A 14,666-nucleotide genomic window follows, 5' to 3' on the forward strand; every position below is an offset into this window, starting at 1 on the left:
GCTCTTTTTTAATTATTATACACATGTATATATATTTGTATATACACCCGTACTTTTAATTACAATTTCACAAGTTCAGCTTCTAAGGCTATAATCCTGAGAGTTTACAAATATATTGAACAGCATGACCCAATCTTCACTTTCTCAGAACCTGAATGACACACCTCAACAACAAGATGTCATTGAAATTAAAACAGCTACGCGTTCTGTTGGAAGAAAAGCGACAATTACTAAAGAAGAACTTTTTCAGGCCGCTTTAAACCTCATTGGTCCGCAAAAAAGTATTGCTTCATTAAGCTTACGAGAAGTAGCTCGAGAAGCAGGAATTGCGCCAAATAGTTTCTATCGACATTTTAAAGATATTGATGAATTAGCTATTTCTCTAATTGACCGCGCAGGTATCGTTTTACGTAAAATTATCCGTCAGGCTCGCCTACGCGCTTCCTTGCAAGAAAGTATTATTCGTAGTTCGGTCGATATTTTTCTTCAACAGCTTGATGCCGACGAAGGCAATTTAAGTTTACTGCTCCGTGAAAGTTTTACAGGTTCAGCTTCTTATAAAGCTGCCGTAGACCGTCAACTCAACTTTTTTCAGCAAGAGTTGCAAGAAGATTTAATCCGTCTTGAGCGTTTAAATAACAATCACCTCTACCATCCAGATCTTGTTGCAAAAGCAATTACTCAACTTGTGTTTCACATGGGTGCAAAAGTCATTGATTTACCGATCAATCAACGTGCAGAAGTTGCTGAACAAACCATGATTATGATTCGGATGATTTTAGAAGGTGCACGTCATTTAGATGAAGCAAAAATTCGCTAAAATTATCTAATGAATGGCTTGTTGATGAACAGGCCATTTTTAAATCTAACTCCTCTATTTTCTAATAAAAATATAATTCACCAATTGAAGCTAATAGCTTGCCAGAGTATAAATAATCTTTCCGTTTGCTCTTTCTCCTATATTCCCAACGATCTCAGGGATCAACATGCAAAATTTGAATAATCGTCAAAGTCTGATTGCAAGCTACATTCTTATGGGCATCTTTTTGCTTTCGGTTATCCCATTACATCTATTAGCAAGTTTTTTTGCAGGCTTTCTCATTTATGAAATTATTATTAGTTTAAGTTCGGTTGTAGAACGTTATATTGATGGTCAAAGAGCCCGTATTTTTATTAGTATTTTACTCAGTATCGTCACCATCTCCCTTATTGGTTTTTTCATAACGAGTCTGATTAGTTTCGTTGTATACGATCTAAAAGGTGTCGGATTACATAGTATTAATAGCAAGGTTGATCAAACCCTTCTTCATTTGCAAGCAGAGATCACAAAGTATCTTCCAGGTTATATTCCTGATAGCGTGACAGATCTAAAAGACGAAATCTTTGCATTTATGAAAGATAACGTCACCACACTAAAAAATACCAGTTCCGATATTTTGCATAACTTCGTGACTATGGTCATGGGATTAATTATTGGTATTTTGGTGGCGATACATGGTTTTCATCGCCGTACGCCTCAGCCTGTTTTTAAATCTCTTCTGATCCAACGTATTCAAAAATTATCAATTTCATTTAAAAATGTTGTTTTTGCCCAAATAAAAATTTCAGCGATTAACACGCTGCTCTTTATTTTATTCGCCTTTATTTTATTGCCGCTTTGGGGAGTTCACCTTCCTTTTGCCAAAACTTTAACTATTTTGACCTTTATGTTTGGTCTCATTCCAATTTTAGGGAATCTGCTTTCAAACACTTTAACGTTTATTGCAGCTCTTACAATTTCCCTAGGACTAGCAGGAGCAGCATTACTTTATCTCGTTTTGGTTCATAAGCTTGAATATTTTATTAATGCTAAAATTATTGGGCATAAAATCAATGCAAATGCATGGGAGATTTTATTAGCAATGCTAGTATTTGAGTCAATTTTTGGCTTAGGCGGTTTAATCGCAGCTCCAATTTTTTATGCGTATTTAAAGCTAGAATTAAAAGACGCTGGTCTCATCTAACTCAAAATCGATGTATAAAAAAAGCGCCCTCTCGGCGCTTTTTTCATTTTGAGTAAGTTACGGTTTAACCACAACTAACACTTGAATTGCTTCTGGTGTAACAGTTAAACCATCAAGCAAGCTCAAGCCTTCTTTTTGCAGTTTTTGTAAACGTTCAATTTCGTCTTGACGAATACTTGGGTTGAACTGTTTTAGATAAGTTAAACGGTCAATTTCATATTGCCATTTATTGCCATAATGTTCTTTTGCTTGTTGCTGAAGCTGCGGTAAATCAACTTTCGCAATCTCTAACGCTTGTTTATAGCGCTGCTCAATGATATCACGGCGGGCTTTAACTACTTGACGGCAGCTATTGCCATCTAAATGGTGCAAATAAGGTTTTAAAATTGTTGGATCAATCTTTTCAGATAAATCCTGTCCATTTTCACTTAACAATACACGGATAAGCTGTTTCGGCAAGCTTGATGGTAAATTCAGTGACTTCGGCGCAACAACATCCACTTTAAACCAGACTTCAATTAATACTGAGCCCTGCTTTAACGCATTAGATTTAAGTACAGCAACATTGGTACTACCAAATGATTGCGTACGGATCATTTCCATAACACTTTCAATGAATGGATGCTCTAAAGTTAAATATTGAGCATCTTCACGAAGCTGAGCTTGATCGCGATAGAAAGTTGCTGTCATACCTTCTTCGTCTAATGCCAAACCTTGCACTTGCATTTGATCGGTCGGTTTAATAATCACCGTACCATTACTTTGCTCATCAAAATCGATATTGGTTGATGACATGAAACGCTTCACAAACATTGGTAGCGTAGTATTGTCGTCATAGTCTTCAAGAGCTTGAACAATTTCTTGTGCCACAATAGGACGACATGAATTATATTCAAGTAAACGATCTCGGCCAGCTTGAAGTTCAGCTTCTAAGGCTTGACGTTGAACATTCACCTCTTCAAGCAAATCTTCAAATGTTTGACCTTGGTCTGCAAGTAAACAATCTTTTAATTCAACAATAAAATTCTCTTGCAGCGTTTGCGCTGTCGGAGAAATATTGCTGAAAATATTCAGTGCTTCGTTATACCAACGGAACATACGCTCTTGAGCTGTTCCCACAAGGTATGGCACATGAATTTGGATACGGTTTTCTTGACCAATACGGTCTAGACGTCCAATACGTTGCTCTAAAACATCTGGGTTAGCTGGTAGATCAAATAAAATTAGATCACTGGCGAATTGGAAATTACGTCCTTCCGAACCAATTTCCGAACACAATAGAATCTGAGCGCCATAGCTTTCTTCAGCAAAATAAGCAGCAGCTTGGTCACGCTCAAGTAAGCTCATGCCTTCATGGAACATTGCCGTACGAATGCCTGCATGCAAACGCAACACATTTTCTAAAGATTCAACTACTGGTCCGCTACGCGCAATTAAAAGCACTTTTTTATGCTTAAGATCTTTGCGTAAAATTTCCATTAACCATGGCACACGCGGATCATTTTGCATCCATGAACCATCAATTTGCGCTTCTTCAGGCCACATCTGTTCACGCAGTTTGCCATCTTTTGACCAATCTTCTGGTGCTGGTAATGGTGCTGGTTGACAATCACGACCTGGGAAGCCCTGAATGGCTTCACGTGTATTACGGAATAAAATACGTCCAGTACCGTGACGGTCTAATAATTCGTGAATTGCTCTAAAGCGTTGGTCAGGCTGATCTTCAATACTGTGGCCTAATAAGCCTTCTAAAGCAGATAAATGCTCTGGGGTTAAAGCTTGATCCGACATCAGCACTTCAGCAATTTTTGCAGTCTGCTGGTACTGAGTCTCCTCATCTAAGAAGCGCTCTAAACTACTAAAACGCTGTGGATCAAGTAAACGTAAGCGAGCGAAATGACTTTCTACACCTAATTGTTCAGGTGTTGCAGTGAGTAATAGTACCCCTGCTGTATTTTCAGCGAGCTCTTCAATTAAATCGTAGCGATCATTACCGCCTTCTTCTTCGCTCCACATCAAATGATGTGCTTCATCAACCACAAGCAAATCAAAACCAGCTTCTATGGCTTGCTCACGCAAATCATCATGGTCAACCATTAAGTCAACGCTGGCAATAATGCATTGCTCAGTCAAGAACGGGTTAAGCTCTGGATCATGTTCTTTAATAGATGCAGTACGCGTTAAATCAAACAGAGAGAATTGCAAGTTAAAACGGCGACGCATTTCAATCATCCACTGATACTGAAGAGAATCAGGGACTAAAATCAGAATTCGTTCTGAACGACCAGTTTTAAGCTGTTGGTGGATAATTAAACCAGCTTCAATTGTTTTACCTAAACCAACTTCATCGGCAAGTAAAACACGAGGTGCAAAGCGTTTACCAACTTCATGTGCGATATAAAGCTGATGAGGAATCAGGCCAACACGTGCACCGACCATCCCACGTAGAGGACTGGTCTGCATTTGTGCTTGCATGAGCATCGCTTCAATACGCAGATCATACCATTCTTTATAGTCAACTTGACTTGCAAGCAAACGATCTAAAGGTTTCGATAACTGAATTTGCGCGCCAATACGTGTTTCATTGAGTGCTTTACGCTCTTGCTCGCCATTTTCTAAAGTACGAACAACGTTGTAACGCAAAACGCCATGACGATCTTCAACAGACTCAACGATCCACTTCTGGCCTTCTTGATCTTGAACTTCATCATTCGAATTGAAGATGATACGAGATAGTGGAGCATTATTACGTGCATATACACGTGTCTCATCACTTTTGGGGAATAAAATGCTGACAGATCTTTCATCTACATCAATAAGAACACCTAAACCGAGCTCAGTTTCTGTGTCTGATAGCCAACGTTGACCAATAGCATACTGCTGCAATTTTTCCACCTTTCTCTCAAGTTCGCACTACATATTGTACGATGCAAATTAGCTTATTTTTGCATCTTTTTATGTAGTCTTTAAAGCAAAATTTTGAAGCAAAAACCAATTAAATCGCTTTGCTACAAAAAATCACGCATTAAAATTTTTACATTAAAACGGTACAGGACAGTCAAAAGTTAATGTTTCTGCTGTGACAGGATGATTAAAACTTAACTGCTTGGCATGCAAGCATAAACGCGGAACAAGTTGCTGCTCCGGTGTTGCATACAGCGTATCACCTACAATTGGATGCCCAAGATATTGCATGTGTACACGGAGTTGATGAGATCGGCCCGTAATTGGTGTTAATTTCACACGAGTTACAGGCTGTCCCTGAATCTGAAAATGTTCTATGGCCTGCCAATGTGTTAAAGCAGGCTTGTTGTGAGAAGCGTCGACAATATGTAAAGGTGGCCGGCTTGGGTCATAGATGACAGGAATATCTACAGTCCCCTCACCCTCTAAATGACCTGCGACAAGCGCTTCATATATTTTTGAAGTCTGACGATCTTGAAATTGACGTGCAATTGCACTTTGACCGTGCTTCGATAAACCAAATACTAAAATACCTGAAGTATCTCGGTCTAGACGATGAATGAGCAAAGTTTTAGGTTCAATCGCAACCAACCTTGTCAAAACGCTATCATGTAAATCACCCTTACCAGGAACACTCAAGATGTCCGAAGGTTTATGAATCACCATAAAATCATCATCACGATAGATCAGATGTTCACTTAGAAAATCACTCAAAGTTGTATTCCCAAGGTAAGATGAAAAACAAGCGGGCAATAATAAAAAGCTTACGTCCGAATTACAATGCCGTTCGGGTAAATTAACAGCAGAATTTGCAAATATTATGGATCACTTGAGGTCTATAGTCAGTCAAGGCTTCAATAACTGCATAATATGTTGCAATGTCGGTGCTTGCATTATCTCTTCAGCGCTTAAGCTCGCACCATTTGCACGCCATAGATCGACCAGATAATTCACAGCAGACTGATCTAGTCCGTAGTTTCTTAAATCAATTTCAGGATGGATCTCCATAGGATGTCGCCCCACCTGCTCAGCAATTGCCAATAAAATTCCTTTATCTGACAAGATATAGGAGGACGGTGCACTTAAAGACCATAACCGCATTAAGCTCTGCGTATTTAAATGTTTTATATGGTCAAAACTGATCTTTTCAACCCATTGGATATGCTGCTCTAGATTAGCCGCCAAGATCGCATCATTTACAACACTGACCTGATCTGTAATCGATAAAACAAGCTGCATAACTTGTTTAAACAGAGGCGACAAATCACCTGCCATCATAACTTGGGCTTTAGTATTTGATGACAAACGCTGACCAAGCTCCAACATGGTTTGTTGAAGCTGAGATGTCTCAATAAAAATAATTGGAATTTCGAGTGATTGAGCGCGCTTAATCAACAATTCCAAATGATTCGCCAATGGTTGCTCAGACCAATCTGGTCGTAGTTTAAGCTCATTGAGCCCAACCATGAGCAAAATACTTTGCGCTGACTCAATTGACCAATTTGAAGTACTTGCAGCTAATTGGATTTTTCGAGGTAAGGGATAAAACATTGTTCTCTACAAATATAAAAATAGCTCAAATTAAAAAGCCCGTTTAACACGGGCTTTTTTGCTTACTTCATTTCAGCGAATGTTTCTTTTGCAGCCTGAATCGTAAATTCAATATCTTCATCAGAATGTGCAGATGAAATAAAGCCTGCTTCAAATGCTGAAGGTGCCAAGTTTACCCCACGCTTTAACATGCCATGGAAGAACTTTTTGAAAGCTTCAATATCACATGCCAGCATAGAGTCGAAGCTTGTAATGTCTTCTTGATCGGTAAAGTAAAGACCGAACATTGCACCAGCTTGCTGAGTTTTAAATGGAATCCCCGCTTCATCAGCTGCTGCTTGTAAACCTGCAAGTAACTTTTCAAGTTGAGCTGATAAGTTGCTGTAAAAGTCTGGTTGACGTAAATGTTTGAACATCTCAATACCAGCACGCATAGCAAGTGGATTACCAGATAAAGTGCCTGCTTGGTATACACCACCTAAAGGTGCGATACATTCCATGATTTCGCGTTTACCGCCAAATGCACCTACGGGTAAGCCAGCACCAATAATTTTACCCAAAGTCGTTAAGTCAGGTTTTACATTATAAACTGATTGAGCGCCACCTAATGCAACACGGAAACCTGTCATGACTTCATCAATAATAAAGACAGATTTATATTCATCACACACATCACGAATGGCTTGTAAAAAACCGTCAATTGGTTTCACCATATTCATGTTACCTGCGACAGGTTCAATGATTACACCCGCAATTTCATGACCAAACTTAGAAAAGCACTCTTTTAATGCAGCAATATCGTTGTAAGGTAGCGTTAAAGTGTGTTTAGCAAAATCAACAGGAACACCTTTTGAAGTTGGTTCACCTTCACCTAAAGTGAGTAAACCAGAACCTGCTTTTACTAAAAGTGAATCTGAGTGCCCATGGTAGCAACCTTCAAACTTCACAATTTTGTCACGGCCAGTATAACCACGCGCTAAACGAATAGCCGTCATGGTCGCTTCTGTACCAGAGTTGGTCATACGTACCAATTCAATGGATGGCATGATTTCACAGATAATATCTGCCAGTGTTGTTTCGTGTACGGTTGGTGCACCAAAACTTAAGCCATCTTCTGCTGCTGTTTGTACAGCCTTAATAATCTCTGGATGAGCATGACCTAAAATCATTGGTCCCCAAGAACCAACATAGTCAACATAACGCTTACCATCCACATCCCATAAATAAGCACCTTTTGCTTTCTCAATGAAAACCGGTGTTCCTCCAACGCCATTAAAGGCACGTACCGGAGAGTTCACACCACCTGGAATGTGTTTGCTGGCTTGTTTAAATAACTGTTCTTGCTTTGGAGATAAACTCATGGAAATGCTCGTCTTAAATATCTAAAAAATAATTTTGAAAGCTTAAGAAAATAATTGTGCCCACGCCTGTACACGGGCAGGAATTTCAGCAGTTGATCGACCTAATATATCACTAATGACTGCGCAGAGGTCAGCTCCAGCCTCAATCACAGGTTTTGAGTTTTCAACAGTTAAACCGCCAATCGCACAAATTGGTACATCATATTGGGCTGCTGCTTGCTTAATCACTTCGATCCCCACATTACCTGCTTCAGGTTTTGTAGAGGTCGCATAGACCGCACCAAATGCAATATAAGTCGCGCCATCTGTAATTGCTTTTTGCGCAAGTTCTAATGAGTTCACGCAAGTACGGCCAATAATGACGCCTTCTGGTAATTGCGATTTTGCATCAGTAATTTCACCATCACTTTGACCTAAATGCACACCTAATCCAAACTGAGCAGCCAGTTTTAGGTCGTCATTAATGACAAAAGGAACCTGATATTTTTCACATAAAAGTTTGATTTTCTCGACTTCTGCGGGTTGGTCTGCTTTGTCTATTTTCTTACGGCGGTACTGTAAAATTGCGACCTGACGAGTTGCGAGCGCGGCATCTAGTTTTTCTAATAATAGTTGGATTGGGTCATCGTTGGTAATGAGGTATAAACCGCGCATACTCTACTCTCGCTTTTAAAAACTTCGCTAGTATAACGGATTTATAGGCCATCATAAGTACCGATTGATATAGGCTTACCAGTACCAATCGGTATATTTAAAAGAGAAAGTAAAAATTAACTCGGAATTTTGTCGTGTTTACGATCAACCAAACTCAAACGGCCACGTGCAACATCAGACAACATTCGCCAATCAGAAATAAAGCTATAGAAAGGTTGTTTAAAACTGGCAGGCTTATTTTTTTCAAACATAAAATGTCCAATCCATGCACACGCATAGCCAGACACTAAACCATAGAGTGCATATTTTGCTTGTTTCTTACGAATTGCTTTTGAAAAAAAGTATATGCCAATACTGCTACCCACCACATGCAAACGTCTGCTCATGATGTTACGGTGTTCAGTTAAATAAAAACGATAAAATTCCTGATAATTTTTAATCGGCAATTCAAACTCTGGCTGAGCTTCATGGCTAAAGTTCACTGGTGCATTCACGATCATCTTCCTGATTTTTATTTGATCAAAACGTCACCTGATTGTACACCTAAATAAAAGTGTAGCGTCATATGTTTGATTGTAACTTTCTCTATCAAAACCATTATTTTTAGAGCTAAGCTATTATACTTATTCAAGATAGTCTAAATACCTGATTCAGGGAGATATATTATGGTCGAAGTCGAACTAAAGTTTCAGTTACCTGAATCGAAGAAAAAAACTGTCCAGCAATACTTAAAAAAACACAAAGCAAAGAATATTCACTTACAGGCAAAGTATTACGATACTCCTGATCGATTACTTGCAAAAAATGGCATGGCCTTACGTTTACGTAAAGAAGATGATCAATGGGTACAAACATTTAAAGCCGCAGGTCAAAGTCATCTGCACCGTGTTGAAGAAGAAACTCATTTAGGCGTTTGTGACCAAGAACCTGACTTAAACCTTGAGTTATATCAAGATAATAAAGTGGTAACTGATTTAATTAATGCGGCCTTAGGAACGCAAGCTGAAAAACTAAGTTTGCAGTTTGAGACTGATGTACAGCGCACCTATCATGTGTTTGAAGCAGATAATACAGCGATTGAAGTTTGCTTAGATGATGGGGTCGTAAAAACAGCGGATGCACAAAGTGTAATTTGTGAAGTCGAATTTGAACTCAAGCAAGGGGCTGTGAAAACGCTCATTCAGTTTGCGCAGCAATGGATTAATCGTTATGCACTTTGGCTTGATGTAAGAAGCAAAGCCGAACGTGGAAATTTATTAGTATTAGGACAAGCCGCCTCACCTGCTGTTCATGCTAAAAGTCTGACATTAAATAAAGATATTACTGCTGAACAGGCTCTAAAAAAGATTGTCGAAAACTGTTTAGGGCAATTCTTACCAAATATGGCTGTCATTGCCGATGGAGTTGCCGAAGCTGAGCATATCCATCAGGCACGCGTAAGCTTACGCCGTTTACGTAGTGCCCTTAAGCATTTTGCAAGTTGGTCAAGCGAGCTAAATCCTGTTTGGGAAGAACAAATTGCTGAGCTTTTCCGTAAACTTGGAGACACTCGTGATGAAGATGCGATTCGCACCGAAGTGTTACCTATTATTCAACAACACGGTTCACCTGAACTTTTACTACCAGTTTCAGCCCAGCCCTCAAAAGAACTCTCAACAATCTTTACCTCTGCGGACACGATTAAGCTATTACTCGATTTATTAGCATTTGCTTATTCAGAAGAAGATTCAGAGCGTAAAACTGGTGCGTTAAAAAAACATATTAAAAAGAGTTTAGATAAGCTACATCACAAAGTGATTCGCAATGCTGACCATTTCTCTGAGCTTGAAGTGACTGAACAACACAAAATAAGAAAGCAAGCTAAACAGTTACGTTATTGTGTTGAGTTTATTTCGAGTCTTTATCCAAATAAAAAAGTACAGCAATATTTAAAACAGCTACAACCTGTGCAAAATACCCTAGGTCAATATAACGATTTGTTTATTGCAGAAGGTATTTTTAACAATGTGGTGGAACAAGATCCGTCTTTCTGGTTTGCTCTAGGGTGGGTCAAAGCCAAACAGCCACAATTACAAAAGCGCTCAGCAAAAGCTTTACAAACTTTTAGTCAGGCTGAAACTTTCTGGTAATTTATAAAAAGTCGCTGTAAACAAGCAGCGACTTTTTATCGGTATTTACCAAATACTTTCCATACGCCGTTATCTGCTAAGGGATCACTATAGCTATCGCTGCGTTGCTTTCTTGGCTTATCACGAGCATCGACCAGTTTAAAATGCGGCTCAACCCCTAGCACAATCCCATTGGTGTAAAACCGTGAACGTGTATATTCGCTTTGCCCATGTTGAAACACATAGGTTCTTAAATCGATGAATTCACGGTGAGCAACCAAAGCCGCGGTATCATCACTTTGCAACCATTCTTGCATCGTAAATATCTGGTCTGTTTCAAACTGCCCGCATTTTTCAATAAGACTCGCAACACCGCGGAAAGTTTTAGATTCTTTTGCACGTGTTTTATTGATCCGAATTCGGTCTACATGAAAAAAGAATAGCGGTAAATTTAAATGACTTGGTAAATGAATGGCATCTGGTAATTCATCTTCCATAAAAGGCTGAAAAAGCTCTTGCGCCCTTTCAATTAGCCCCTGCCATTGACGGTAATAATTTTCGACTTCTTCTTGCAAGCCATAATAAATCGGCAATCCTTCAACATGCTCTAAATATTGGGGTGGGAAAATATGCTGGCGTAATAAAGCAATATCTGTCTTTAAACTTTGAATAGCAATTGCATCTTGCATATTAGTCTCTCCTACCAATACTTAGGCTATTTACAGACTAAGTCAAAGGTTTTGTTTCCGCAAGCGTTTGCCTATAATAAGCAGCTCTATTTTTGCGGGAATAAGTCATGTCTCAAAAGATTAATGCAACAGATATTACTGAAGAAGAAGCGTTAAATGCGGTTTTCTTTGAGCGTGCGGATGAATTCATTAAACAAGCCAATGATTTTTGTCGCCCGCCAAAAGATAAAAAAGTTGATCCGGCTGAGCTACGTGGTCAAGTGAGTGCTGCAATGTTATTTGCTACTGCCCGCTTCAATACATGGGTAGCAGCAAATAACTTTAAAGATGGTAATGAAATGCGTGATGCGAAAGATCAGGTTATGTCTTACCTTCTTCAGCAATTTCAGATGATGCTTGAAGATAACTTCGATGAATATTGTGAACAATTTGAAAATTATTTACGTTTCCGTAAAAATGAAGATTTTCACGCGCATAAACATGACCATTAATATGATTTAAAGACCTAAATAAAAAGCCACAATTTAGTGGCTTTTTATTTGCGAGAAGACTTTATTTCTTTGCTGCCTGACCATATTGATCAGCCATTACTTCAACCAAATGTTCAGGTTTAATATACTTCTTAATTACTCTGTTAACGTCAGCAACAGTCAATTTAGTTAACTCTTGATCATGACGAATTCGGTCTTGCAATGTTTTGTTTGTTTCAAGCTGTAGATTTAACATGCCATGAATATTACGCTCATCTTCTAATGCCGTAACTCGTTTCTTCATGATATCTGCTTTAGCAGCTTCAAGCTCTTGCTCAGTTACCCCATTTTTAACCAAGTCATTTAACACTTTATGTATTGAAGCAGACACTTGTGCTGAGCGACCCGAAGTATAATTTGCACTAATACTCAAAGCTCCTACATTTGTGTCACGATCAAGTTGCAGCCCACTTCCAAAACCATACACCAGCGCATTTTTCTCACGAAGCTCTTGAGCCAAACGTGATGAAATTTGAGATTCCCCTAAAATATAGTTCATTAAAATGAGAGCAGATGCATCTGGATGGTTTTTCCCAACTGGAATTGAAAGCACACTTTGGTAGCTACCAAATTCGCGCTGCTCAGACAGAACATGAACTTGCTGTGCTGGAAAATCAACGTGATCAATCAAGATTTTTTGATATGGTTGCTTACCGTTCCAACGACCAAATTCCTGATTCAGTAATTTCTGCATCTTCTTCGCATCAAATTCGCCTGTAATGGCAATTTGAGCATGGTTCATTGCAAAGAAACGCTCATATAACTCTTTCACTTGCTCTTGAGTTGCGTTTTTCAACTGCTGTTTTGCCAGTTCAGGTTCGAAGTGATAACGCAAATCACCCGGTTGATATTCTTCAAGTAAACGTGAAAGTGTTAAACCCGCCACTACATCTGGCTCAGTATAAGGACGATCGAGACTTGATAAACTTTGAGATTTAATTAAATCAAATTGAGATTGTTCAAATTTTGGATTCTTCATCACATCAAGAACAAACTTGAAAAACTCATCAAATTTTTCTGATTTAGACTGAATATTAATGGTCATGCCATTGCCGTCAGCACTTGCATAAGCCGCACCGCCTGCATCAATTGATTTATCGGCAATATCTTGCAAACTGTATTTATCAGAACCACGGAGCAATAAGTATGAGGTTAGATCAACTACTGTACCTTTATTAAATAAAGATTTTTCTGTTCCGAAGTCCATCGTAATCGTTGCATAAGTACGATCATCGCGTGTTTCAACTGGGAATAAAGCATACTTCATTCCATTTTTTAGTTTTCCACGGATAATCTTTTTCTCATTGCTTTCAACATATTGCTTAGAGGTTTTTAAAAACTCAGCAACTTCTTGTTGATATACCTTCGGATCTTTTAAAGGCTCAGCCTCTGCTTCGACCTGATCTAGAGTTTTAGGTGCCTCTTTTGAATTTTGCTGTTGCGCTTTTTTCTGGTCTTCAGGTGTTGGCAAAATATCGCCATCAATACGATGATCAGCTACAAGGAACTGTTTTAAAGTTTGATTCACATCATCTAGCTTAACTTTTTCTACAGAATCTAAATCTTTAAAATATTGATCCCATTGCCCGCCAGCGACGGTGTAATCACTTAAACGTGACCCCAGTGCTACCGCATCTTTCGTGATTAGATCCCCTTGAGTTTTCATTAAACTTTTAACACGATTTAATTCAACTTCAGTAAAAGGCTTCCCTTTTTCAATGCCTGCTAACAAAGAACTTTCAACTTTTTTAGGGTCATTACTTGGTGAATAAATAGCACCTAGAAACACCACGTTAAAATCTTGGTCTAACCAAGTACTAGCTTCAACATTTGTGGTAATACCTGTTTCCACCATATTTTGGTATAGGTGACCACTTGGCTGCATCGTATATAACAAAGGAGCTAAAGCGAGTGTCGGCTGAATTTTGGTATTTTTACCATTCATATAGATATGGAATTTAGCCAGATCACTGCCCTTTTTCACCATGAATTGACGATTTTTTATTTTTGTAGAGTCAAGCACAGGAATCTGTACAGTTTTAGGAACCGCTCTTGCCGCAATTGGACTAAAATATTGATCTATTGTTTTTAAGACATCAGTCTTATCAAATTTACCTGAAATCACCATAACAGCATTATTAGGTGCATACCAGCTACGATAAAACTGGTTCAATTCAGGCATTTTAATAGATTTAAGTTCAGGCAAATCACCAATCGGTAAACGACCTAAATATTGGTTACCATAAGCTGACTTCCACATTTGATCCATCAGCACAGCAAATGGCTGATCCATGCGAACTTCGCGCTCACGCTTTACAATTTCAATCTCGGAAGGAACAAACTTTTCTTGAAGAACTAATTTATCCATACGCTCAGATTCAAGATACAGTACCTGATCAAGCGCAGTTTTTTCTGGACGAACGATATTGGTATATTTTGTTGAATAATAATCAGTGCTGGCGTTTGTCATCAATGTATATTGATCTAAACGACGCTGGAATTCTTCCCCTTTAACATTTTGTGTCCCCTTAAAAGCCAAGTGCTCAAGCAAATGAGCTAAGCCACTTTTACCTTGCGGGTCATTTAATGAGCCTGTTAAATAAATGGTATTAATAAAGATTTTATTTTCTTTGTCATTCGGTGCAAGCACAATCCGAAAACCATTATCTAATTTATATTCCTCAATATTTTGCTTACTTTTTACTAGTGTAGTTTGTGCCCAAGACGCAGCACTTAAACCAAGAATACATAGGGAGAGTGTCAGTTGTTTAAACTGCATAAACATATAAATACCAATTAATTTGAA

Annotated in this window: 12 protein-coding genes; 4 read left to right on the forward strand and 8 right to left on the reverse strand. The window is 38.7% G+C overall.

All coding sequences use genetic code 11. The features are described 5' to 3' along the window. The first annotated feature begins 124 nt into the window (after positions 1–124). Positions 125–820, forward strand: a complete 696-nt coding sequence (gene fabR, locus RMA94_RS18545) for an HTH-type transcriptional repressor FabR (RefSeq protein ID WP_002118668.1) — start codon at positions 125–127, stop codon at positions 818–820. 166 nt (positions 821–986) lie between these two features. Then, complete coding sequence (locus RMA94_RS18550; protein ID WP_005067939.1) at positions 987–2,003, forward strand: AI-2E family transporter; 1,017 nt, start codon at positions 987–989, stop codon at positions 2,001–2,003. Positions 2,004–2,060: 57 nt separating this feature from the next. Here RMA94_RS18550 and rapA read toward each other — a convergent pair whose 3' ends face one another. The 6 genes from rapA to RMA94_RS18580 all read right to left on the reverse strand — a co-directional run bounded on the left by rapA (position 2,061) and on the right by RMA94_RS18580 (position 9,033). Next, positions 2,061–4,898 carry an RNA polymerase-associated protein RapA gene (gene rapA, locus RMA94_RS18555; RefSeq protein WP_032004481.1) on the reverse strand — a complete coding sequence of 946 codons (2,838 nt, stop codon included), beginning with the start codon at positions 4,896–4,898 and terminating at the stop codon, positions 2,061–2,063. A gap of 144 nt (positions 4,899–5,042) precedes the next feature. After that, positions 5,043–5,681: an RluA family pseudouridine synthase gene (locus RMA94_RS18560; protein WP_161282510.1), complete on the reverse strand. Its 639-nt coding sequence runs from the start codon at positions 5,679–5,681 to the stop codon at positions 5,043–5,045. 132 nt (positions 5,682–5,813) lie between these two features. Beyond that, complete coding sequence (locus tag RMA94_RS18565; RefSeq protein WP_170249464.1) at positions 5,814–6,518, reverse strand: acyl carrier protein; 705 nt, start codon at positions 6,516–6,518, stop codon at positions 5,814–5,816. A gap of 62 nt (positions 6,519–6,580) precedes the next feature. Continuing rightward, the gene (hemL, locus tag RMA94_RS18570) at positions 6,581–7,879 is read right to left on the reverse strand and encodes a glutamate-1-semialdehyde 2,1-aminomutase (RefSeq protein WP_311083979.1); all 1,299 of its coding nucleotides are present in this window, start codon (positions 7,877–7,879) and stop codon (positions 6,581–6,583) included. A 42-nt stretch (positions 7,880–7,921) separates the two neighbouring features. Next, positions 7,922–8,533, reverse strand: a complete 612-nt coding sequence (thiE, locus tag RMA94_RS18575) for a thiamine phosphate synthase (RefSeq protein ID WP_311083980.1) — start codon at positions 8,531–8,533, stop codon at positions 7,922–7,924. 116 nt (positions 8,534–8,649) lie between these two features. Beyond that, positions 8,650–9,033, reverse strand: a complete 384-nt coding sequence (locus RMA94_RS18580) for a DUF962 domain-containing protein (RefSeq protein WP_080947611.1) — start codon at positions 9,031–9,033, stop codon at positions 8,650–8,652. 165 nt (positions 9,034–9,198) lie between these two features. Between RMA94_RS18580 and RMA94_RS18595 the strand changes: the two genes are divergently transcribed. After that, positions 9,199–10,662: a CHAD domain-containing protein gene (locus RMA94_RS18595; RefSeq protein ID WP_404976536.1), complete on the forward strand. Its 1,464-nt coding sequence runs from the start codon at positions 9,199–9,201 to the stop codon at positions 10,660–10,662. A gap of 35 nt (positions 10,663–10,697) precedes the next feature. On the opposite strand, the gene RMA94_RS18600 is transcribed toward RMA94_RS18595, so the two are convergent. Next, positions 10,698–11,330 (reverse strand): hypothetical protein, encoded by a 633-nt coding sequence (locus tag RMA94_RS18600; RefSeq protein ID WP_060464821.1) that lies wholly within the window; start codon positions 11,328–11,330, stop codon positions 10,698–10,700. Positions 11,331–11,437: 107 nt separating this feature from the next. Between RMA94_RS18600 and RMA94_RS18605 the strand changes: the two genes are divergently transcribed. Next, complete coding sequence (locus RMA94_RS18605) at positions 11,438–11,821, forward strand: DUF3144 domain-containing protein (RefSeq protein WP_002118682.1); 384 nt, start codon at positions 11,438–11,440, stop codon at positions 11,819–11,821. A gap of 61 nt (positions 11,822–11,882) precedes the next feature. Here RMA94_RS18605 and RMA94_RS18610 read toward each other — a convergent pair whose 3' ends face one another. Further along, the gene (locus tag RMA94_RS18610) at positions 11,883–14,645 is read right to left on the reverse strand and encodes a pitrilysin family protein (RefSeq protein WP_161282513.1); all 2,763 of its coding nucleotides are present in this window, start codon (positions 14,643–14,645) and stop codon (positions 11,883–11,885) included. Positions 14,646–14,666 lie beyond the last annotated feature (21 nt).

This window comes from Acinetobacter sp. V115_6, from assembly GCF_031799025.1.
Taxonomy (GTDB): domain Bacteria; phylum Pseudomonadota; class Gammaproteobacteria; order Pseudomonadales; family Moraxellaceae; genus Acinetobacter; species Acinetobacter pittii.

What these genes read in the sequence shown, in the direction of transcription:
- fabR (WP_002118668.1), top strand. Translation starts at nt 125, where the DNA reads ATGACCCAATCTTCACTTTCTCAGAACCTGAATGACACACCTCAACAA.
- RMA94_RS18550 (WP_005067939.1), top strand. Translation starts at nt 987, where the DNA reads ATGCAAAATTTGAATAATCGTCAAAGTCTGATTGCAAGCTACATTCTT.
- RMA94_RS18565 (WP_170249464.1), bottom strand. Translation starts at nt 6,518, where the DNA reads ATGTTTTATCCCTTACCTCGAAAAATCCAATTAGCTGCAAGTACTTCA.
- hemL (WP_311083979.1), bottom strand. Translation starts at nt 7,879, where the DNA reads ATGAGTTTATCTCCAAAGCAAGAACAGTTATTTAAACAAGCCAGCAAA.
- thiE (WP_311083980.1), bottom strand. Translation starts at nt 8,533, where the DNA reads ATGCGCGGTTTATACCTCATTACCAACGATGACCCAATCCAACTATTA.
- RMA94_RS18580 (WP_080947611.1), bottom strand. Translation starts at nt 9,033, where the DNA reads ATGATCGTGAATGCACCAGTGAACTTTAGCCATGAAGCTCAGCCAGAG.
- RMA94_RS18595 (WP_404976536.1), top strand. Translation starts at nt 9,199, where the DNA reads ATGGTCGAAGTCGAACTAAAGTTTCAGTTACCTGAATCGAAGAAAAAA.
- RMA94_RS18600 (WP_060464821.1), bottom strand. Translation starts at nt 11,330, where the DNA reads ATGCAAGATGCAATTGCTATTCAAAGTTTAAAGACAGATATTGCTTTA.
- RMA94_RS18605 (WP_002118682.1), top strand. Translation starts at nt 11,438, where the DNA reads ATGTCTCAAAAGATTAATGCAACAGATATTACTGAAGAAGAAGCGTTA.
- RMA94_RS18610 (WP_161282513.1), bottom strand. Translation starts at nt 14,645, where the DNA reads ATGTTTATGCAGTTTAAACAACTGACACTCTCCCTATGTATTCTTGGT.